The organism is Acinetobacter sp. CS-2 (assembly GCF_016599715.1).
GTDB lineage: Bacteria > Pseudomonadota > Gammaproteobacteria > Pseudomonadales > Moraxellaceae > Acinetobacter.
In genome coordinates this window covers 179,023-201,484 of record NZ_CP067021.1, presented here as the reverse complement: position 1 = coordinate 201,484, position 22,462 = coordinate 179,023, and the positions used below count along the sequence as shown (strand labels likewise).

At 36.0% G+C, this 22,462-nt stretch carries 20 protein-coding genes and 1 pseudogene; 3 read left to right on the top strand and 18 right to left on the bottom strand.

Translation table 11 applies throughout. From position 1 onward, the window contains the following. Window positions 1–17 precede the first annotated feature (17 nt). The gene (locus JFY49_RS17045; protein ID WP_005028412.1) at window positions 18–344 is read right to left on the bottom strand and encodes a hypothetical protein; all 327 of its coding nucleotides are present in this window, start codon (window positions 342–344) and stop codon (window positions 18–20) included. Window positions 345–489: 145 nt separating this feature from the next. Between JFY49_RS17045 and JFY49_RS17040 the strand changes: the two are divergent. Beyond that, window positions 490–1,412: pseudogene (locus tag JFY49_RS17040) on the top strand (IS5 family transposase). A 145-nt stretch (window positions 1,413–1,557) separates the two neighbouring features. Here the strand turns inward: JFY49_RS17040 and JFY49_RS17035 are convergent. From JFY49_RS17035 to JFY49_RS17000, 8 genes are all read right to left on the bottom strand, one after another. After that, complete coding sequence (locus JFY49_RS17035) at window positions 1,558–2,934, bottom strand: hypothetical protein (RefSeq protein WP_005005738.1); 1,377 nt, start codon at window positions 2,932–2,934, stop codon at window positions 1,558–1,560. 3 nt (window positions 2,935–2,937) lie between these two features. Then, window positions 2,938–8,163, bottom strand: a complete 5,226-nt coding sequence (locus tag JFY49_RS17030; protein WP_077169794.1) for an AAA domain-containing protein — start codon at window positions 8,161–8,163, stop codon at window positions 2,938–2,940. Window positions 8,164–9,057: 894 nt separating this feature from the next. Next, entirely contained in the window at window positions 9,058–9,864 is an 807-nt protein-coding gene (locus JFY49_RS17025; protein ID WP_010591556.1) for a hypothetical protein, read from the bottom strand. A gap of 228 nt (window positions 9,865–10,092) precedes the next feature. Further along, a complete protein-coding gene (locus JFY49_RS17020) occupies window positions 10,093–11,733 on the bottom strand; it encodes an LPD1 domain-containing protein (protein WP_005005743.1) in 1,641 nt (546 codons plus the stop codon). An 18-nt stretch (window positions 11,734–11,751) separates the two neighbouring features. Beyond that, window positions 11,752–12,135, bottom strand: coding sequence for a hypothetical protein (locus tag JFY49_RS17015; protein WP_005005744.1), 384 nt, complete (start codon window positions 12,133–12,135; stop codon window positions 11,752–11,754). 6 nt (window positions 12,136–12,141) lie between these two features. Then, window positions 12,142–12,909, bottom strand: coding sequence for a hypothetical protein (locus JFY49_RS17010; protein WP_005005745.1), 768 nt, complete (start codon window positions 12,907–12,909; stop codon window positions 12,142–12,144). Window position 12,910: 1 nt separating this feature from the next. After that, window positions 12,911–14,233, bottom strand: coding sequence for a hypothetical protein (locus JFY49_RS17005; protein ID WP_200224915.1), 1,323 nt, complete (start codon window positions 14,231–14,233; stop codon window positions 12,911–12,913). 90 nt (window positions 14,234–14,323) lie between these two features. Continuing rightward, complete coding sequence (locus tag JFY49_RS17000; RefSeq protein WP_005005747.1) at window positions 14,324–14,842, bottom strand: hypothetical protein; 519 nt, start codon at window positions 14,840–14,842, stop codon at window positions 14,324–14,326. A gap of 74 nt (window positions 14,843–14,916) precedes the next feature. On the opposite strand from JFY49_RS17000, the gene JFY49_RS16995 reads away from it, so the two are divergent. Next, the gene (locus JFY49_RS16995; RefSeq protein ID WP_005005748.1) at window positions 14,917–15,270 is read left to right on the top strand and encodes a hypothetical protein; all 354 of its coding nucleotides are present in this window, start codon (window positions 14,917–14,919) and stop codon (window positions 15,268–15,270) included. A gap of 99 nt (window positions 15,271–15,369) precedes the next feature. On the opposite strand, the gene JFY49_RS16990 is transcribed toward JFY49_RS16995, so the two are convergent. Next, entirely contained in the window at window positions 15,370–16,116 is a 747-nt protein-coding gene (locus tag JFY49_RS16990) for a hypothetical protein (RefSeq protein WP_005005749.1), read from the bottom strand. 60 nt (window positions 16,117–16,176) lie between these two features. On the opposite strand from JFY49_RS16990, the gene JFY49_RS16985 reads away from it, so the two are divergent. Further along, window positions 16,177–16,539: a hypothetical protein gene (locus JFY49_RS16985; protein ID WP_005005750.1), complete on the top strand. Its 363-nt coding sequence runs from the start codon at window positions 16,177–16,179 to the stop codon at window positions 16,537–16,539. 175 nt (window positions 16,540–16,714) lie between these two features. Here JFY49_RS16985 and JFY49_RS16980 read toward each other — a convergent pair whose 3' ends face one another. From JFY49_RS16980 to JFY49_RS16945, 8 genes are all read right to left on the bottom strand, one after another. Then, window positions 16,715–17,014: a hypothetical protein gene (locus JFY49_RS16980; RefSeq protein WP_005005752.1), complete on the bottom strand. Its 300-nt coding sequence runs from the start codon at window positions 17,012–17,014 to the stop codon at window positions 16,715–16,717. 255 nt (window positions 17,015–17,269) lie between these two features. Further along, a protein-coding gene (locus JFY49_RS16975; protein ID WP_223155595.1) for an IS3-like element ISAba14 family transposase occupies window positions 17,270–18,402 on the bottom strand; the annotation gives its coding sequence in 2 pieces (ribosomal slippage) (window positions 17,270–18,150 and window positions 18,150–18,402; 1,134 coding nt in all). A gap of 52 nt (window positions 18,403–18,454) precedes the next feature. Next, entirely contained in the window at window positions 18,455–19,117 is a 663-nt protein-coding gene (locus JFY49_RS16970; protein WP_087527698.1) for an IS1595-like element ISAcra1 family transposase, read from the bottom strand. Window positions 19,118–19,190: 73 nt separating this feature from the next. Then, complete coding sequence (locus JFY49_RS16965; protein WP_005028393.1) at window positions 19,191–20,126, bottom strand: hypothetical protein; 936 nt, start codon at window positions 20,124–20,126, stop codon at window positions 19,191–19,193. Between the two features lie 15 nt (window positions 20,127–20,141). After that, the gene (locus JFY49_RS16960) at window positions 20,142–20,921 is read right to left on the bottom strand and encodes a M48 family metallopeptidase (protein ID WP_005005756.1); all 780 of its coding nucleotides are present in this window, start codon (window positions 20,919–20,921) and stop codon (window positions 20,142–20,144) included. Continuing rightward, on the bottom strand, window positions 20,914–21,402 hold the full coding sequence (locus JFY49_RS16955) for a hypothetical protein (RefSeq protein ID WP_005005757.1): 489 nt from the start codon (window positions 21,400–21,402) through the stop codon (window positions 20,914–20,916). Before JFY49_RS16955 ends, JFY49_RS16960 begins: the two co-directional genes overlap by 8 nt. A gap of 9 nt (window positions 21,403–21,411) precedes the next feature. Continuing rightward, entirely contained in the window at window positions 21,412–21,921 is a 510-nt protein-coding gene (locus tag JFY49_RS16950) for a hypothetical protein (protein ID WP_005005759.1), read from the bottom strand. A gap of 5 nt (window positions 21,922–21,926) precedes the next feature. Next, window positions 21,927–22,349 carry a hypothetical protein gene (locus JFY49_RS16945; RefSeq protein WP_005005760.1) on the bottom strand — a complete coding sequence of 141 codons (423 nt, stop codon included), beginning with the start codon at window positions 22,347–22,349 and terminating at the stop codon, window positions 21,927–21,929. Window positions 22,350–22,462: the final 113 nt, after the last annotated feature.

The window sequence follows — 22,462 nt, the reverse complement described above, 5'->3', positions numbered from 1 at the left end:
AAAATTTAAACAAATCCTTAAAAATCAGTATCTTGAAGAATGTTTATACAACAAAGCCGTTTTAAACTAAAAAATGTTTGTAATACTATTTTATTTAAATCACTCTGCGATCTAGGTATTAAATTTAAGACTTTCCATGGTTTTAAATAATCTTGCAGATTTTTTTGTGGTTCGAGAATATTTAAATCTTTATTAATATCAAAATTTGAGGGAATTCCATTTGTATTTTTTGCTAATAATTCCTTAACTAAATTTGTTGGAATAGCTCCATTTAAATGAACGTGTAAATCACCCTTAGGAAGATTCACTATCATATCTTCATTAATTTTTTGTAGTGCAGACATAAGTGTAGAAATTAATATAGCTGATTGAATTTTATCATAAAATCTATTTCCAAGTTATTTATTTTTAAATTTTTCTATTTCAATTCTGAATGGCTTTGTTGCACAAACCTATCTGTAAAGGGTTTTTCAGCGATATAATTTTCAAATGAAGAAGCCTACACACAAAATCTACCGCACAACCAATTGGCCCGCATATAACCGAGCACTCATGAGTCGAGGAAATATTGCCATTTGGTTTGATCCTGCTACGCAATGATATGCTCCATCAAAAGGCAAACAAGGGCGAAATCAAATCTACTCCGACGCAGCCATCCAATGCTGCTTAATGATTAAATCCTTATTCCGTCTGTCTTTACGTATGGTCACTGGCTTTGTGCAAAGTCTGATTAAACTTTGCGGATTAAATTGGATAGCTCCAGATTACACCACGCTTTGTAGAAGACAAAAGCATATTGATATTGTAATCAGCTACCAAAAAAGTAGCGATGGGCTGCATCTACTCATGGACTCTACAGGCATGAAGTTTCTAGGTGAGGGCGAATGGAAACGCAAGAAACATGGACCTGAATATCGTCGCCAATGGCGTAAACTTCATATTGGTATAGATGCTAAAACCCTACAAATACGAGCAGTTCAGCTTACAACCAATAATGTCAGTGATTCACAGGTGCTTGGTGATTTACTTAATCAGATTCCACAAGATGAGCGGATTGACTCTGTTTATACCGATGGGGCTTATGACACCAAGCAATGCCGTCAGGTCATTGCAGATCGGCAAGCGCATGCGGTGATTCCACCTAGAAAAAATGGAAAGATACAAAGAGTAGCTCGCTAGAGCGAAATGAATTACTTCGAACAATTAAACGTTTAGGCAGGACACTATGGAAAAAATGGTCAGGCTATCATCGGCGAAGTTTGGTTGAAACTAAGATGCATTGCATCAAATTATTAGGAGATAAACTCAGTGCAAGGAGTTTTGATAGCCAAGTGAATGAGATCCATGCACGTGTAGCAGTCCTTAACAGATTTACGGAATTAGGTCGACCACTTACCCAAGTTACGCCTTAAATTTGGCTCAATTAGGGGCGCTTTGCATTTCAAATCTTTGTGCAACAAAGCCACTTCAAAGTAGAAATGTCTGGTCTGGATTGTTGCCACTCTAATTTGAGTTTAAAAAAGCTAGCAAATCTGCTAGCTTTTTAAGATGATTATTCTATTTTTTAGAATTTAATAAACCAAAGAAGTTCTCTCCATCGTTCTCTAAGTCTTCAAAAAACTTATAAAACGATTGGGCAATAGCCTTATTTTTGACAATAATACCCACAGGCACTGTTGTTAAAATATTTGTGGATGAATCACTAACGTGAATAATCAAAACACAAAAAGAGTCTTTCATAACCAAAAGCTCAAAATTACCGTCAAAAACTACACTACTTTCCTTAAACGTTAGAAAGTGCTTGGCTCCTGCCTCAGCTGTGATTAGTTTTTTATAACTTGCGATTGATTGTTTATCATTTCTGTATGCCACTGGTAAGAAGCATTTAAAGTTTTTGGTAATTGTGGTTGTCGATAAACGATCAATAAAATCACTAAATCTATCTGACTTACCCCAAAATTCATCTGATGGAGCTAACCAATACAGCTGTTTATCATCATTATTCTGGTCTTGATATTGTTTGATTGTTTTGAAAAACAGGTCTGAATTTTCCTTAGAATATATTGGCCCGATAAAGTATTCATTGGATTTGTGTTCTAGCTTAAATAAGCGATCTAAATTAAGCTTATTCTCGCTAAAAATAGATTCAACTGAAAAAGTATCCTCCATATCTAATTCATGGAGTACCTTTAGAATATCCTCAATATTTTGTGGCTTCTTAGCTGATCTAAGAGCAGCGTAAAGAGAATCTTCGATTTTGTTAAGATTTTCCATGTGATTAAAATCACTAATCTCTGTAGGTGTATAATTCTCATCAAGCGTCAATGGTAATGTAAAACGACGAGAATGGTCTCGCAATTTTTCCACTTGGCTCATTTTATACAGTTGCAGCTTCTTTTCATCCACTGATGGATTCAACTTAACTAATCCTTGGCTGAAATAAAATCGAAAATTTTTCTGAAACTCCTTACTAACCAAAGACTCACCATTTGAAAGGTATTGGTTAGAAGCATCTAATTTAATTGAATTTGCCCCATTGTCAGATGCGTTGGGATTAACTGGCTCAGGATTCAAGCCAATCATCTCAAAACTCATCTTTTGAATATTGTCCTCAATCTTATTTACATAAGGAATTGCACAAACATCCGAGAATGCTTTCTCAAGTCGCTGAGTCAGAGCAAATCGATCATCTTCAAGATGTTTTATCTGCATTTGTTTTAATAATTTAGTTAATAGCACATCTGTTTCATGATTAGATAACCCTAAGAACCGCGCTATTTTTTCAGCAGAAAGTGGTGCAATTACCAATAGGCGCAATACCATAGAATCAATAAAATCTAAGGTATCTGTTGTGGTATAGCTAAATGCCACATTGAATAGTTGTGATGGCAATGTAACATCTACGTCATGATAGCTTCTTAGTGAATTTTCCATGAGTTATACCCCTGCCTTTCTATATTTTTTTGATCTATTTTTATTAATGTGCGGATTGTTTTGTACTATTTTGACAATGGCGCGTTTTGAAATATATCGATATTCTAAAGTCTGATTCTCACGGCACTTGATGTAATTTAATACGCGTCCTAAAGGTAAGTTACTGTTGACTCCTTGCCACATTTCTGACGCACCAAAGATTACAAGACGATCCATTGCGCGAGATAAAGCCACGTTCACACGATTTGGTGACTTCAAAAATGCAGGAAACTTAGTTGGATCATTTCGCGTAACTGAGAGAATGATGATCTTATTCTGTTTACCTTGATAACTATCCACCGTATCAATACGCACAATTGATCTCAATGCATCTGACACTTCACACAAAGAGAAGGCTTTTCTTAACCGGTTTTTTTGCTCAGCATAGGTACAAATTACACCAATAGCAGGCTCTTTAAGGGAATCAGGCTCTGGCACTAATTTATTTAACAAGAGTTTGTCTTGGTCAATCCGCTGAAGAAAATCGATAATTTCATTAATTTCATGTGGGTTATAAATACTACTACCTTTCTCCATTTTGAAATGCTCAGCATTCCCAGTATCCACCCAAGTAACTGTTGAATTCAATTCTATTGCGATGTCGGATGCATAGTTATCAGGCACAATCCGCTTTAACTTAATTTCTTTCAGCTCTTCATCACTTAAACCACGAGAATCGACAACTTCAGTTTCAAGTTTTCCTTCATAAAAACAGTCTGAAACTAATTCGCCGATGCTCGGACTCATTCGGTACTGTGACAAGAGTTCTGAACTAGCCTTTAGTCCATAATGTGAATTAAAGATACGGCCAAAGTCGCTTTGTAATTTATCTTCCAAATCATCATCTGATATCTTAAGTTGCTTAGCTAAAGCCTTTTTATGATCGCTCGAATATAGTGGAGGAAGTTGGTCTTGATCCCCAACTAATAAAATACGTGCACCTGACTGCATTGCAATTGCCAATTCTGAAGCGATTGAACGTGCTGCTTCATCAATAATCACCCAATCAAATACGTGATTGGCGATTCCAATACTTTGTTGGCCAACACCAACGCATGTGCCACAGACTAATTGCCTTGTTTTGACCAGGAAACTTTCATAATTAGCATTTTGGCTTTCAATTAATGGTTCATAATCTAGGGCAATATTGATCAAGGCTTTCGCTTTAAGTCCTTCCTCATTAGATACCCCGTAGTATTGATTAAGTGCTGCGAACGTAATCATGTCGATCTTATTTAACTGGTTTAATACTGTTATCTCTTTATCATTGATACAGTCTTCCAGTTGATCCCAAAAGTCTTGATTTCCGTCAAACATGCTCTTCAGCTTATGCATTGCTGATTTGAAAGCCTGGGTATACTCTTCTAATGAGAAGCTAAACTTTTGATCAAGATCATCTTGGTCGATTGACTGATACGCAGATTTAAGACTATTTAAAATAGTGACTCTGATTTCATAAAGATCGCTCAAGTATTCAGCTTCAAGTGATAAATCTTTTGCAAGCTCAAGCACTCTTTCTTTAATATTAGACTTAAACAGCTCTATCTGGCTCGTAATAATTGAGCCTGTATAGACATCTTTTAATTCAGGAGACACAGCACTCTCTTTATTGCTTATTCGAGCAATACTTAATGGTGTGTCATACTCTGTGCATAGCTGACGTATACGCTCAACACTTGTATTTACAGCTTCGTGCGACTGACTAACAATTAAGATGTTAGATACATTTTGTTTATCATAGAGATAGTGAGCCAGTATAGAGATAAATTCAGTTTTGCCGGTTCCTGGTGGTCCCTTTAATAGTGATACAGGTCCATACTTAAGCACATTACGGAACGCTTTACGTTGTAATGGATTGAGGGCTTTAACCAATTCCCCATTTTTGTATTTGTTATAGTGATCTAGATCTTCATCAGGCACTTCAATCTCATAATCTTTTGCTTCAATCACTAATGATGGTTCAAAGTAATCTACGAGATTTTCAATGACAGCCTTATTACTCAGAATATTTGTCAGAGCATCTGCACGTTTCCGATTAGATGACTTATCTGCCTTGCTTTGTAGAAACAGTGTTGCTTCTTCAGGAACTTCATTTGTTTTTTTACAAAAATCGATCCACAATTCTCCGACTTTTGATTGCGCAATATTCACCGTACCTATGCAGAAAGTGTAATCACCTCCCGCCCCAGTTTCTTTAGTGCACATTACATCGACTTTATCGGTCTTTGAAAATTTAGCTGAAACATCTTCTGCAGAGTCATAGTATGCAATAGCACTCTTTGAATCTTTAAAATGTTTGCTCGAAACTATCTTTAACGGCTCAGACAGAGTGATTGTAGGATGTGCATGACGCTCAGTCGCCATGACTTTTTTCCACAACTCTTTCGTTTCAATATCAATTAAGTGGCTATGTGTAGGCAGATGACTCATTGGCTGTGCCATAAGCTCATCAGTAGCTATAACATCGCCTATCTCTTCTTGTAATGCTTTTTGTTCACGCAGAGCCCGTAATGTTTCCTCTTTCTCTTGAGTCCTTTTGAGCTGTGCTTGCTTAAACTGTTCAATAGCATCCTTAAAGTTTTGATCTTTTGCTAAGAAGTCATTTAACTCTACAATGTTGTCACGCTTACTCATCCCAGATATCGGGTGGACTTCAATGCTAACATCAATAGTCAGATCTGCATCCCTACTAGCCTTCCACCACAGGTCTTGTTTTTTGACAAAATCAAGGAAACTTAATTGATTTTCATGGGGCTTATAAAACCCTTTTAACATGCCATTGATTCCGCTAAGTGTAAATCGAAAATCCCCCTCACTTGCTGCCTCAAGTTGGATATAAACTTTGCCGTTTTCGGGATAAATCGTAAAGGGCGTCTCAACCTTACTTGTATAAATACTAATCTGAGGAGCTTCTTTTACAATAGCACCCTTACATTCAAATGCCTCTATAAAGCGAGAATTATCAATATAGCGTACACTTGGATCTTCCATTCCTTCTATGCTCAAGGCTGTATTTAGCCAGGATAAAGTAGGATCCATTGAAGCCACATCATCCACAGCCAAGTCTATATCGTATAGATCTGCGATTAATTTCAATGCAGTAAAGTTGTCACACTGAATGACTGTTGGATCTTCAATATCAGATGGGAAATAAGCATTAGAAGAATCAGGTTGTGGTACTTCAGGATGGAAGCAATCATTAAAACTAACTTTCAAGTTTGTTTTATCTACTAGAATCTTTTCATCATCCAAGTTTCCATGTTGAAAGCCATGCTCATGAAATTTTTTCAGAGAATGCAATAACTGAAGTGAAAGTTCATTTTTTTCATCCTCAGTTAAGCCCTCAATAACCGTTGACCAAGCTTCACCCTTTACCATTTCAGTTACTAGATACACACATGCTGTGCTAGTTGATAAACCAAAATCAATAATCTTAGGAAGGTATGGCAAATTGAGAGCCTGCGTCATTTTAAGTTCTTCAAAGAATCGCTTAAAACAACTCTTTTGATAAGTTGTCATTGCAGATGCAACTTTACCCATCCATGTTTTGACTAACATGTTGCCTGATGCATAGAGTGTAAAATTTTGGTTAGCATCAATAGGCGCGCCAAATATCGGGTAACTGATATAGGTATTTGTCTGATTTAAATATGGATTCAGTACATCTGCATCAAGTTCATAACTAACTTGTTCAGCAGGTTTTTGAGCTAAGAAATCTTGGAATACTGCACATGCATTATCATATTTCCCTGTCAAAGCTCGTGTTAAAATACGCTCTAACCAGTGGTTCTGATCTCGCTCCTCAAGACTAAATTTTTTCAATGAACGTGGGCTCAGTCGAGCATTCTTCCAAATATGAAGGATTAACTGCCCTAACCAATACACATCCTTTTGTGCAGCTGTCAGCGCAAGATTCGGAAGATGAGCTGTTGTATTCAAAAATGGGAGTTCGTTAGCCAGTTCAGGGTCAATTTTCGAGGGCTGTGTTTGATCATTTGCTGCCGAAAAATTGGATAGCAATATCTCCTTTTTATAAGAGATCCACACACTATGATCACCCACATCACCATGAGTAATTCCCATTTGATGTAGGTGATTAAATTTACCAAGCAAAATCTGGAATAAATCCAATTTCTCAGATTCAGACATTTTCTCAGCATAAGCGCCGATGAATTCGTTGACTCGATAGCTGTTCTCAGGCAACTCATACAACTCATTATATTTTGATGTCATGTCATCAAGACTTGGGTTTGTAATCGGGTGCAAACAACTTTGATAAAGATCAGGCTTTTCTGTTTTAATTTTTTGGAAAACCCGGCGCTCATTGCAGATCAAGTTGAATCGATGTTGAGGCTGACTCATTCTTGAGTTACTCAACTTGAATTCATTAAAATCCCAACAACGCATTAAAGATTTTTCACCAACGATGGTCAATGAATGCGCTTTATACTCGCTATAAATCTTTTTAGGATGCGGTAAGATCAAGTCACCTCGTTCATGATTATTAATAATCAAAGAGCGTGGTTGAATTTGGTCAGGCGCAAAAATTTCATCAATAATGGCGTGATATTCTTTTTTAATATCATATATGCGACCATCACGTTCCAGATGCTTGCGGAACATATTATTAAAATTCTTCTGTTGAGCTAATTGTATAAACTCATCTATCGAAAGAATGTGCTCTAAATCTTCTGGAGGCAGGCGCGAATAATCTGCTTTACCACACATGACAACAAAGTGAGAAACACTTTGGTAATGAAATGTAATGCCCTTAGCTTTCTTTTCTGAAACTTTATCCTTTAGTTTATTAACTATAATTTGCATTTTTTTTACATTTTTAGCTACAGGGCATGAATCTTGCTCTTTATTACCTACGTACCATTTTCCTGCAACTTTTGTAATTTCCTTACCGTTCCAGTCCTTGAATTCAATGACCAAAATGTTTGCATGAGTAATAATTAGGAGATCATATTCAAATTTCTCAGAACTACCTTTCGCTACTGCTTTTTTTCCATTTTTATGCATAAATTCAAAACCAGCATATGCTCGCCAGTTTTTAGTTTTTTCGCCACGATCAAAGACCTTTTTAATCTTATCAATTGCTTTGAGTTCGTGCTCGTATATACCTGTCTCTGGATATGTAACTTTCATATTAAAAGATTCTTTATTTAAAATGTCTTGCTTTTGCACATACAACAAATAAGCGTCAAAAATGATGCTAAATTTTTATTAACATAAAGTAATGCTATATGTACGGTGTCTTTTAGAAAAAATACTTAGCGTAAGAATTTAGTTTTTTCAGGTTGATGGTTAGTTTGGCCAAATAAGCCCTCCGAAGGTTTTTTATATTCAGTTTAGGATTGTATTTAAAATAAAGTCTGCCAAATATTTTGGTGTAAAACCTGAGTCTTCTAGCACGATCATCATTTAGATGATCTAACTCAATCATTCGTTTAAGCAAAACGTATTTCACTTAACGGTTCATAATGTGACTTATATTACATTTAATTTTTGAGTATTCAAAATTATTTTATTGAATTATAAGAAAAAAACTTAAGGAATTCCTTAAAATTTGATGACAATGGTCATATCTCTAATCACTAAAAAGACCAAAAATAGATATCTACCCATATCTCTCGGACAAATTAACTCTATTTTATAAAAGTATCAATAAATTCATTAGGTTCATGAACCAAAAATTTATAATTATTTTTTTATTTATATAAGTTATTGAAAATAATAAATAAAATTATTAAAAGTTTTATTAACTAGACTTCAGGTGAACATAAGTTAAAGTTCGAATTAAAATGAATAGGGTAGTCGCAATTTCCAAAAAATGACAGCTCATGTGTCGTTTAGATACTAACAATTTGTTTATTATAACAAATCTTAAGCATGTTAGCTGTCGTCATTCTTTGATACGGTCTACGTACTACCGTACAATCATCAGCTATATTCATGGTGTTACTTTGCATAATTTACATTTTCTGCATTCAAACCAATCAATCCAAAATTACGTGCACGTTCGAGACACATAAGCTGTCATTGACGACACATGTAATGTCACTGGTTGCGTTCGTGCGTCTATTTCCGTTGAACTATGCTATACCTTGAATAGCCAGCTACTCGGTTCACTGAAATACTGACCGACACGTTAGATTTCAGTTTTAAATCAAAATAGCGATCAATCGTCACAATTAGATGTTTTACATAATCAAAAACTACATATGTTAAATCCTTTAAATCATTGTTCTGGTGTGCAACTTCAATAAATTCTGAAAACAACGCTACACCTGTTTCGTTGGCCAGATTCGCTAACTGATTATCCAATCCGGCAATTGCCGTTAATTCTGATGCAATCACCACTTTATGCATTGCTGTTTCCGCTTCAATGCCTTTGTACTCAATCCCCTTGTATATATAGACATCGTTTTCTCGTTTGCCTTGGTTCCAAGGGTTATCCGTACCATCCAGTCTAGGCATGCTGTACGGTCGTTTTAGTTTTGCTGGAGGTGTTTGTTTAGCGGTGACTTCATAAAGGTTAAATACGCAATCTGTGTAGCGTTTAAGGCTATGGTATGTCAAAGCTTGCTGTTTGGCGGTCAACTCCCGTGGTGATACATGATTCACCAAGGTTTTGAACATTTCTAATGATTCTGGTGTGAACGATCCATCTTTTTTTGCATTGTCCATCAGGTCTTTTTTAGCCCATTTATGCTTTAGTTTTTCCGCTTCAGCATCAGATATTTTCTCTCCCCGATACACGTATCCACGCGCTGCGTTTGAATACTCAAAATCTGCTCGTTTTACTGCCTTGTAGACCATTGTTTTTGTCATTTGTTTTGCACCAGTTTTTCCCATAGTTGTGGCGACCGCTTGAGGGCTTAACACGTACCCATTCTTTTTCGCTTCGGTCGTAACACCAAAACTCGTACCCTAAACAACAACGTTTATTCACGACATAGCGGTAGGTGTTGCAGATCGTAAGCATATTCTCAGTGGCGTTAACTTCCCAAGGTTTAAACGCAATAAGCTCTGTTATTGCTTCCCTGTAAAGTCGTGTTGCTTTGGGATTATTGAATAAGATCCGTTCTTTTTTTGAGGTCTTAGTGATTGCATTCATTTCGTCCACGACCTCACTAATGCTTTTAGCCAATCATCCATCAAATCAACTAAAATTGCCCGTTCTCTGCCTGTTGGATATGCGCTTAACTTCATATTCCAACTATTTGCCGACTCTTCTGTGCCGTGCACCAAAAACCCATTTTGTTGATCATTTTCAGCCAGCTTATCCGTCACCCAACATTCAAACAGTCTGGCAAAGATTTCTGTTGGCTGTGACCAATACATTGACCGTGATTGATCTAGGTGCATGGCGTTATTCATAAAGCCCGTACCGCCTTGTCTTTCTTCGTAATCAAGGTATTTGGTTGACTTAAAAGTAAGATAATTAACCAGCTTGATAAACTTATCTGCAGTCTGGCCATCTTTAAGATGTTTGTATGCTGACTCTTGATGATTCTGTACTGAGTAACGCCCTTTACTGGTGTAAAGAAAGTATTCGCTAAAAAAGTTATTATTGAGTCCGTTTCGTTTTGCCAAAACACAATCAAATCCGTGCGCGAACTCATGGGCTAGTGCTCCAACACCTTGCGTCTTGGTCAAATGAATAAGCATATTACCTGGTTCAAAGTGAGCTGCTGCGCTATCAACGCCTGTGCCACGCGAACCGAATGCTATTCCTAGCTTACCGCCTAAAGATGCGAACGTAACGGGTAGACCTAGAAGTTCGACAAGATCCATTAGTGAGTCATACGTGCAATTCAGAAACCATGCACGTTCCTTTTGATTTACCCAATTGCCGAACTCGACTCCAGAAAATTTGAAATAGTCCATAAGCAACTGGCTATCGATGTTTTCACCCTTTCGATGGTCCTTACCCTCGCGCACTTCAACTCTGTCGTAGCGCGGTCTTTTGGGTGGTTTTGCGCGTCCTTTTTTGGGTTCTATGACTCGTTCATCTAAAATTGGCTGAAAAAATGTTTTTACTTTTTCTAGTGCTGCATTGAATGTGTCGTATTCCGTCCAATCATCTAGTGTTTGAAACCGCTTTGCTGAAATGGATTTAACGGCATACCACTTATGTTGACCAGTCTCAGTGTTTAATAATTTTTTGGCACCATAATTATCCGTATCAAGTACACGATCGTCTGGCCATCCTAAAGGGATTAAGTTTTTTAAGCGTAAACGTGTGTCTGAACTAAATGATAGTGGGTGTTTAACTCTGCGATTGGTATGTCGTCCAGCTGAGTAGCGTTCTAAAATATCTTTTTCACTTCGTCCAGCACCAAACTTAACGGTCATGTACGCATTAAAGTCGTCTGTCAGTTGTTCTAAACGTTCGTAGTGTGAGCTTTCATATTTGTTTTTTAAGAAGTGTAGCGTAGCAATGTAGGCATCATCCCATTGCTTTTGACCTATGCTAAACCAACCGCCCCCTAAAGGCTTGTTGGTTAAGTTTGCATAGACCAAAGAAAATAATAGTGCATGTTTTACAGGTTTATGGCCAGATTGGGCATCAGCTCTAAAATCAGGCTTTTGCCAATATTCCTTTTTAGTCACTAGGCTGTCAGACTTAATTCCATTCATGTTGCCTGAGAAGTCTGGTGATGGGTTGTCTTTACGTGCACCAGCAAACTTTTTACCTACATCCGTAATAGGACCATCTTTTTTTTCATTACTATTTATTTCTTCAGTCATAGCTAAACCACATAATTGTTAGTTGCGTATATCGTCCAAGATTTCTGACAGATCAAACAGATTAATATCTTTGAGTTTTGCTTCAGCATTGATGCACTCAAGTAAATTCATAAAACCAACAAAAATAATGTGTGGTATTGGTCTATTGTTGATATGCACGGGTGTTGACCAAGTGCGTACACGCGTTTCGCATATTTCAAGCCCTTGTTCTTCAAAAAGCTTGATCAATGTCGGGATGTCTTTGTCTAGTTGAGTAAGGGCTAATAACGACCGAAATACATCATTTAAGCTAATAGAGTGGTGACGATGGTTCGGATTGTGCTGTTTTCTATTGTCGCCCTGTTGTTGATTAAAGTAATGATGTTTTTCGCGATCTTGAGATGTTCTGTTTAAATATTTCATTTGGTATTAAGCTCCAAAGAGATAGCTGTAAATCAGGTACAAAATAAAAGTTATTGTTAATCCCGACACCAATAGAGAATTGATCGGGTAATTTTCTAAGTTAAAAGGTTTTCTGTGATAGCTCACTCCCCAATCTGAAACAGATCCTCGCTCTACGGCACTATAAAAGTTAGTTTGTGAGGCGTTTAAACGGTTGTTGTCTACTGATATGAATTCCAGTTTGCACAGCAATTCGTCACTCAGGTAGTTAAAGAAAGTCGTTGGTGTACCATTTGATAGGATGTGTATATAACCGACCTGTTTTTGGGTATAACCCATTCGCTCATACGCTTTTTGAAATTCGTGCGTTAAAGTCGCACTAAACTTATCCCCCTTATTTTTGGCAATCAGTTCAATTGGTGGCTCAGCTCCAGCCTGAATAAGCTTGGTGAATTTAGGACTACCACAACCCCAATTTTGAGAGATCCAAACACCGCGTTTTGTGTCGTGAATCAAACCATCAACAATGACCACGGCTGCATCACCGATGTCGCCGTTTTCTTTTTCTGTAAATTCGGTGTTATCAACGTCTTTTCTGAATTCTTCAGGCATTGGCCTTAAAACTTCTAAAAGATTGGTACTGTCACTTTGTACATGACCAGTAGCCAAAATCATCGACTCAATTTTTTTTAGGGCATGTTCAGGTACTATCAATACTGAATGTACACGCTGGTCATACGCATCAGATTGAATGTCTTGAGCTTCGGTATTCTTTTCAATAGTGCTTAATTCCATATTATTTCTCTGCCTGGGCTTTCTGGTATTCAACTGCAGTCTTCATTGAATATTCGGTATCATCTTCGTGCTCTGTACCAACCATGCTTTGCTGACCTTGGTATATACCTTTAACAGCATTGACGAATGCGTTATGCGCCGTAGCGTTGTAATACGTTAAGTTTCCAGCACTGGTCGAATCATTGAATGTCAAAGTATTAGGAACATGCCAAACTGCTGAATAAGCCTTGCCATCGATAACAACAATAGGTTCAAACTCGACCGCTTCACGGTGCTTGGTTTCATTCCATGGTGTATAGAAAACAGTATTGTTTTTGAGGTTGTAGACCTTGAATACGATCTGGCCAAGATTCCGTATTTTGGCCTCTTTGTTGTATGCCTCTAAAACCTTGTCTTTTTGGAAGTCTGTAATTTCAAGCTCAGGGTTCTTCGTAATCACCAGTGTTTCATCAGTCGTTTTAATCTCAGATGGAACGTAGATTTTTGAACCTTTAGGGAAACGTCCTGATTTCTCCAATGCGGATCTAAACTTGTTATTTGCATCCAAGAAGTTGCCAAACTCACTACTGAAGTAGCTGTAAAAATTTGATGCACTGGTGAACATGCCAAACTGATTCACCCGAACAATTTGCTCAGATACAGTGGATGCTAAACTTGCATATGGTTTGCCCGACACATCAATTTCGCGCCATTTGTAGTTACGTACACCTACTTCTTTGTCGCATGCATCATTAAACATAGATGTAGAAACAATATCGCCGTCCAAGCGCTTCACATAAGCAACCGGGTAACTGCGGATAGGTGCCATACGAACAGCTTTGTTTGAATTGGTGTAAAAGCCAGATGACGAAATGATATTTCGTTCAGATGATTTAATTTGATAACTTCGTAATGTATTTAACTGTCGATCAAAGCTATCAATTTCAGATTCATATAAAACATCACCCTCAACAGATGTCGCGATTGAATAAGGGGCATACATCACATCGCCCTGAACTTTATCCATGATCTGCTCAGCTTCAATACGATATAACGGCTGTGAGAACATGCCATTTGATGCCAAAGCTGGTAGATCTCCCCCTACACCAAAATTACACGCTACTTTGTGGCTGGTGGTAGAAAGGCTTGATTGAGGTAATTTGTAGTTAGATGGATTGTAAGTGGTAACACGTTCATCATATTTGCGAACTTGTTCCTCAACTTTCTTTTCAATGGGATCTATTTGTTCTTCTTGAGATGCAGTATCAGTATTTGAAGGCTTTAACTTATCACAACCAAATAGCAAAACTGACAATATCGCTATGGTAAGGGTTTTCTTATTCACTAATTAATGACCTAACTTAAAACTACTAATACCCCACATTATAATTAAAAATAAGTATTAATGAAGTGGTATTTAATAGTTTAAGGACTTTTAAGCGAAAAACCCAATATCATTAATTAGTTTTAACGAACATTCTTTTAATGCAACTTCATAACCGCCGTTATTATTAAATGTAAAAGCAAATGGTAGCATTTTATCAATCGCAAATATCTTCTCTAATAAGTCGTTGTTTTCTGCAGATGGCTTATCCTTTAAGGCATATTGCATGGAAAACTTAGCATTTATACCCGTGCTTTTATATAAAGCATTTATTTGTTCTTTAAGGCTTTTTTCCACTTCTTGCACAGTATTGAAAATAAAATTCTGATTAACAGTGAATTTATCAGTTTTCAAAGATCCAAAGGTCCACGCCAGACTCTCCGAAACCACATACCCTAGAACAGTCTGCAATTCTTCATCTTCAAATTTGTGATAATGAACGTATGATTTAGTTTTACCGTTAAAATATAAAATAGAAATGGAGAACAACACCTCTTTGTGAGCATATTTAAAAGGTACTTTAACAAGACTATAAAAGTTTAAGAGCTCAACGTTGGAGGCTTTAGACATATTTTTTAAAAAAATTTTAAAGACATTAAAGTGATTATACTAAAAATATCAAAGAAATGTTAAAGGGTTTTAAAATGGATACAGTTGTTCTAAAAAATAGTTTAATTGCTAGTTTAGTTTTTGTATGTGTGTTCCTGGTGTTCCAAAACATCGACCATAGAGTTTCTGAACGTATACAGCTTGAGTCAACCAGTGCAGCATTCGAGTCGCTTGATAAAGACTTTTCTGCGATCAAAAGAAATGTGGATACTGAATTCAATAAGCTCCCGAAGTACGTGAAGCCAAGCAAAGAGCAATCGATCAATGATGCATTGGAATTCATTAAATTCTCGAAACAGACCTTTACTGACACAATGGCCCAAAATGAAGAACTTTTAGCAGAAGTTAAGGGTTTTGAGAAAAAGGCAAATGATGTTTTAGAAAAATAATAGTTATTTTAAAAAGAAAAATGGGAAGCTATAAGCCTCCCATTCTTTTAATGTCGTAAGAAACATTTAAATTTTGTTCTTAAAAGTATTATAGTAAAACTAATAATTTATGCAAATACTTTTAACAGAAATATCTAAAAGGTCTTTAACACTCAACGAATCCGAATAACTTAGACAGTGTGAATAAATTGTTAAAGTAGTCGAGTGTATATGTAAAACATTGGTATACCCATTAGAGATATGCGAATTATTATATATGTAAAACCTAACATACTTTTTAGTCGTATCTTGCGTAAAACTTACCAGATAATCTTTTGTGTTTTCATTTATGTTATCTTCGTATTGCTCTGTTATGCTCAGGATCTCTTTGCTGTTCAGCCAATAACTGCCTGTTTTATCTTGTTTAATCTGTTCCAAAATCAAATTATTTAATGACTGGTACTCTTTCGTTATTGCTTTGGCATATCGTTTTGATGACTGATGTTCTTTCCAGTCAATTTTTGCTTTCTTAAACAGTTTGAAAGCTGTAACCGCGCACAATATAGCTGAGATGGTACATAATATTATTCTACTACTATCACCTATAATGCCAATCATTCCTAAATGCACATCTTTTGAGAATAAACCGTTCAAAGATAGGTATACGCCAAAGATACAAAAACTTAACGCAAAAACCACAACTAAAATTAAAGTTGCTCTAATTAAAAGCTCATTAAAAGTAATTTTTCTTAAACTTTTGGTATAAAGCTTAATCTTATCTTTTTCAGATTTTAACATTTTAGCCAAGAACTTATGTTCTCTTTTTCCTCTGCTAAAAGGTGGTGTTACAGCATCTTTAAAAGTCATGTATAATCAAAAGTATTTTAACGTTCCATTAAATATACACTACACCTGGGCCTATTTAAAATGAAACATTATAGAATTATCGCTATTTTAATACCTTTAATATTTTCAGGTTGTGCAGCAAGCCACTCAGACAAAGAGCTTGTTGACTCTTATTACAATGACCAACAAAAAACAATAGAAAGCGATGTAGATCAACTCGTTAATTCCTACTCCGCTAAAGTCGTTACTCAGTACTACCCTGAACCATACTTCAATCCAACCAAGCCAATACCGCATTATTACGCTTTAAAGCTTGATGAAATGGGTATCCCTTACCCAAAAGAGCTTGTATACGACAATGCCGACTATAATTTTTATAAAGAGCAGGCTAAGTTTAATGCAAACAATAATGACGTAATTGATACAGATCACCACGATCACTAAAACTTTTTTATCGTAGGTGTTTTGTTGAGGGGCGTTTCTTGCCGAAACCTTTCTTAACCCCTTAGTGTATGAGGGTAAAAGATTCATACTATATTTTAGAAAATACACTTGATGGAGATAAAGACCAAAAAATCAAAGTGTTGAGAGTAAGCCAGTATGATACTTTTTATTACCCTCATACATTATCTTCTGAACTATCTTCACTCCTTTTTTGATTGGCTTCTTTGATAACATTTTCAATAAAACAGATAACTAAATTTAAAGCGATTAAAAATAATACGATATAGCCAATAGTTTTTAGAGTTAGTACAAAGTTATTGAATACATAAGTTGATGCTTTTCCTATTCCTATATAAACCACATAACATGCAAATATAACCAATGCTATTGCACTAATTGAAATTATTGCAAGTCCAGTATTTTTTAAAAATGAGCGCAATAAGTATTTATCGAATTTAGAATTATTCATAGCCATATACTATCCTTCATAAAAATTTCATTTTCTAACATTGAACGAAGCGCAACTATTGCTGCACCACCGCCAACAATAATTATGATAAAGCCGAATAAAAAATTGAGATTCATGTTTGCAGCTATGTTTAATTATTTAGATTTAAGCAACTTAATTAGTAGCATTACAATAGTTATTGTACGAGAGTACTTTACTCTAGAGGTGGTCCCACTTGTTTGAACAACTAAAAGCGTATTTATAAGTGATATTCCGCTCTAGTTAAGCCACCTTGTTTTGTTGGGGTAGCTGATCATAGTAAAACTCATTTGGTGTCATTTTGTCTAGACTCGAATGAGGTCGTTTCAAATTATAAAACTCAAAATATGCACTTAATTGCTTTTTCGCATCTGTGACACTGCTATAAGCTTTGAGATACACCTCTTCATATTTAACGCTCCGCCATAATCGTTCAACCATCACATTATCTACCCATCGACCTTTACCATCCATACTGATTTGAATGCCATTTGATTTCAATACATCAATAAATGCATCACTGGTAAACTGGCTGCCTTGGTCTGTATTAAATATTTCAGGTCGACCATATTTTTCAATCGCTTCATTTAAAGCCGAAATACAAAAATCCACCTCCATACTAATCGATACCCTATGCGCAAGTACCTTGCGGCTATGCCAATCAATCACAGCACATAAATAAACAAAGCCTTTTGCCATAGGGATATACGTTATATCCGTAGACCACACTTGATTACTGCGCTGAATAGCCAACCCTTTGAGCAGATATGGATATTTACGGTGAGCTTGATTAGCCTGGCTTAAATTTGGTTTGCAATATAACGCCTGAATACCCATTTTCTTCATTAAAGTACGTGTATGACGTCGTCCTATATGATGTCCTTGACGATTCAACAAATCACGCATCATACGACTGCCTGCAAAAGGATATTGCATATGTAATTCATCAATACATCGCATCAGCTTCAGATCTGATGCACTCACAGGTTTTGGGCGATAGTAATAACAACCACGGGAGACTTTCAGCAGCTTAGCTTGCTTAGATACTGAAATCTGAAGTGAGTCGTCGATTAACTTTTGTGGTTGAAGCGGCCCAGTTTCTTCAACACACCTTCTAAAAAATCAATTTCTAATGCCTGCTCACCGATTTTTGCATGTAGTTTTTTTAGATCGATGGGTGGTTCTGTTGGAGCTTTTGATTGATCGAAAGCTTGCGAGGAAGCTGAGATCAATTGATTTTTCCAGTCAATAATTTGGTTTTGATGAACATCAAACTCAGCACTCAATTCAGCAAGTGTTTTTTCTGCTTTAATCGCAGCAAGTGCTACCTTAGCTTTAAAATCATTTGAATGATTTCTTCTTGGTCTACGTGCCATAAAATACTCCATATATTGATGTGGCTCTAGACTAGCAGATTTACACTTAATTTTACCTAATGAGGTTCCACAGCTCAGTTGCTAACTCATTAGGTTCCCTCATCCAACGCCATTCAGTTTCTTTAAGATGATAATCAAAGTACTCTTTTGATATGCCGTTAAACTTTGCTAGCCTTCTTTTACAAAAGCTCCAAAATGATTCTATTCCATTTATATGACATTCTCCTCTAGCAAACTCATTTGCTCCGTGATTTACCCTAAAATGCTTTGAATAACCCACATCAACAAGACCATTATAGCCACGCCATCCATCACTATAAATCACACTCTCAAGTGAAACTTTACCAATGATAACCTCTTGTAAAGTCTTCATTTTACAGTCAGGTACGATTTCAGTATAGACGCGCCCATTACGTTCGAATATTCCAAATACTGGCTGTTTTAGAGTCCCACGACCACACTTTAACTTTCCATGAAACCCACGTTGCCTTTTCGCTCCAAAATAGCTTTCATCTACTTCTATTGAACCAACAAACTTAGCTCTTAAATCTGTTTGATGATCATAGATAGTTTCTCTAAAAAGCATGTACCAATAGTTAATCGTATTACGATTTAAATTGAGTAATAAGGCTGTTTTGGAAGCAGGAATATCAACACAAAAGCATTGAATAATTTTTTTAATCTTGTAGTGACTTAATTTACTGTTTTCTATCATGATTCTAGACTAACATAATCATTTTGCTAGTCTAGAGCCTTGATGTTTATAACATCATTTGAGGAGCAGAATATCACTTATAGGAGTTGTTCAAATTTACGGATCCATCTCTCTCTCGTACACTTAGAAGATAAGCATCTGGATTCGTTTTTAATTCTTTATCTAACATTATTAGCTTATTCAACATATCTTGGTTTGTCGTCTTGGGAATGATCCAACCGCCAAAACTAATATTGTTTAATTTGATGTTAGGTAGTGGATCTTGTCTATTTTGTTCCAGTAACCAAAGATAGTTTTCACTACAAACAAATAAGACTTTTAATTCCTGATCAATGCGCCGTAAATCACAATATCTGAATAGGTTTACGTTACCTGGTGCTTCAGCATTGATAATTGGTTTTTTTCTTGTTTTTTCACCATGTAACTTAAAGTATTTAACACAACTTTCAATGTCACTTTTTAAATTGATTGGTGCAGTTTCTATTGGTGCCTCTGATAATTGTTCTTCAGCATATTCAAAATAGATCCAACATACATCTTGGTCTTTTAGCTTTTCAAAAAGCCAATCTGGAACGTCATGCAATTTTTGTTTTAGTACAAATGGTTTTCCTACATTCGTAATCTTGACGCTTCTTTTCTTGTACGTGTCCAGCTCCCCTATCTTCTTCACGCCACTTTTATATAAATAACGGTTTTTGAGAACTACTTTACTCTTTTTTACCTCTTTTTCAGGTTTAGGATCAGTACTGGATTTTTCAGGCTCAACATTCAAACAAAAGTAATCTATTCCTTTGGTAAACAATTGAAACTTCCCCTCCTTTTCAATTAAGGCAAAATTCCCTCTGATTTCAGCACCTACTATATCTTTAGATATTAGAAATCGATCATCAACGGTTTGTTCATTTAAGAGCAGTAAAGCCGATTTAAAATCTACTTTGTGTTCTGGTATTACAACATAACCGTGGTCAAACAACTTTTTGCTCACTCGGATAACTGTGTAAATATCCATAACCAGCTCCTTATATTATTTCCTGTAATTTTGGTTGATGTATTCTTGGATCGCTACAATTCTTTTTTCTGAAGTAGGATGCGTTGATAAGAAATCAATTTTAGTGCCCTGTTTTTCTTGGGCTACTACTTTATTCCAAAAGCTGACTGCGCCCTGTGGGTTGTAACCAGCACGAACCATAATATCAACACCTAGAAGATCCGCTTCACTTTCAAGTTTGCGCGAACCAGGTAAGTTAACCCCATAATCGCCTAGTAAACTTGTGCCAGATACAACCATGTCACCAAGACCAGCCGAACTAGCTGCAAGCACACCTAAACCAGTTAAAAGCTTTTTACTTACCTTTTCACGCCCATGATCACGTAAAGCATGTGCAATTTCGTGGCCGATCAGTGCAGCCAATTCATCATCAGTTGCATTAATTTTTGTGATAGAACCAGTCAACACACCGATCTTGCCTCCAGATAGACAAAACGCGTTGATTTCATTATCTCGGATTGTATTAACTTCCCAATTCCAATTTGCTGCGTCAGCTCGATAATGTGGAACTTGTGCGATAAGACGTTTTGCTACTCTATTTACTTGAGCGTTATTCACAATCAATCCACGCTGTTTAGCAGTCGTGATGATGTTGTTGTAAGACTGAGTACTTTGCTGAAGATATTCTTTTTCAGAATACAACATGATTTGTTTGCGTTTAGAACCCATTCCATCAATAGTACTAGATACGCAACCAGTTAAAAGAGATCCGGCAACAGCCAAAACACACAAAGATTTCATCTTAAAATCAAACATTTTGTTTTCCTTTATGTTTAAAAACATTTAACAAGTTAAAACTGCGCTTATTAAGCTTGTTTTTATCTTCCAAATCAGTAATACATTTAAACTCTTTTAAGATGTTTTTGTAATGCTCTTTTTGTTCATTTTCTGACTTATTAAAACCTTTCAAAGCTAACTGTTCAATAGTTTTAGGGCTGAATAATTTCAGAAGAACTATATTTAATATTAAAGTACCAGCCAGTAAGCCCAACGCATAAAGCTGAACAACTGAAGTACTGTATTTAGGTTCCATCGGACCAAGTGAACCAAAGCATATAAAGCTAAATACAGATAAAGTAACTGCAGCTATAAAACTAGATACCGTAACTCTAATCTTGAACTTATATCGTGCAATTAAAGCGACAATTAAAAAACCAAAAAGTATGGTACCAATTGCCGTAGCCATTATGACTAAAAAGAGCCCAGGGTTTGTGTTTGATGGATCTAACATTTCCATAGAATATCCTTAAATAAAACCCTTGCTTTCTAATAGGGTGAAACGATCTTTAAACAGTACAAAGAATGTTTTTTTAACGCTTTCGTACTGGTGTTTGATAATGTCTAAAGCACTATCATATGCACCTAGTTTCACGTAATTAACAAAATTGGCATGATCAAAACCTTTAAGTTTGTGACGTTTAATAAAGCCCTTAAAGTCTTGCTCTTTTTCTTTAAATTGATTCTCAAATTCAAAGAAAAGTTTGCCTAATTTCATGCTGTATAGTTTTAAATTGACAATAAATTCGACTAAAGGTGTTTCATTTCCTCTAATCGTAACCAGCATGTCTTTATCTTTTGTGATTTCGAGCGATGGTAAAAAATTAGAAAAATTAACCAGTAGATCACTTAATAAAACTTGTTTATTAAAGTATGTGACCAAAACAGGTGCGCTATCTGGCACATACGCTTTGATACGTTCAAATTTACTTAAAGCTTCTGGAGAAGCATGACCACTAAGGGCTAATTTCACTAACATATAATTCACTCGACATCTAATTCATTTTTTAAAACCAATTTGTATTTTGGATGAACCCCAAGTCTAAGTTGAAGTAATGTCCACGCTTGCTTTGTTATTAACTTTTCGCCACTTTCAAACTTTGACCACTGTATATTGTTGTACAATCCTGTGTGACTAGACATTTTGGTTTTACTTAAACCACTCCAGACTCTTAGTTGTTTTCCTAAGACTGGTATTGGAACCAGCATTAAACCATTGTCCTCTTGTTCCTTTAAAATCTTTAAAGCTGCCTTTTTACCTACTAATTGACCGCCATCTTCACAAATATAAGTAATACGAGCTGTATATTGTTCAGAGTTTAAGCACTCTTCTAACAATGCTAGAACTTCATCCTGAGGATTCGTTAAACCCCCTCCAACCGTATCGCCTGTATCAGTTTTAATCACGAGTTATACCTTTTAAGATAGATATTCTTATAGTATATACGAAAAACATTTAAAAGATTTTTTTAAAAAAACAAAATGTTCATTTTTTGTATTTTAGCTAAAACCACTTATAA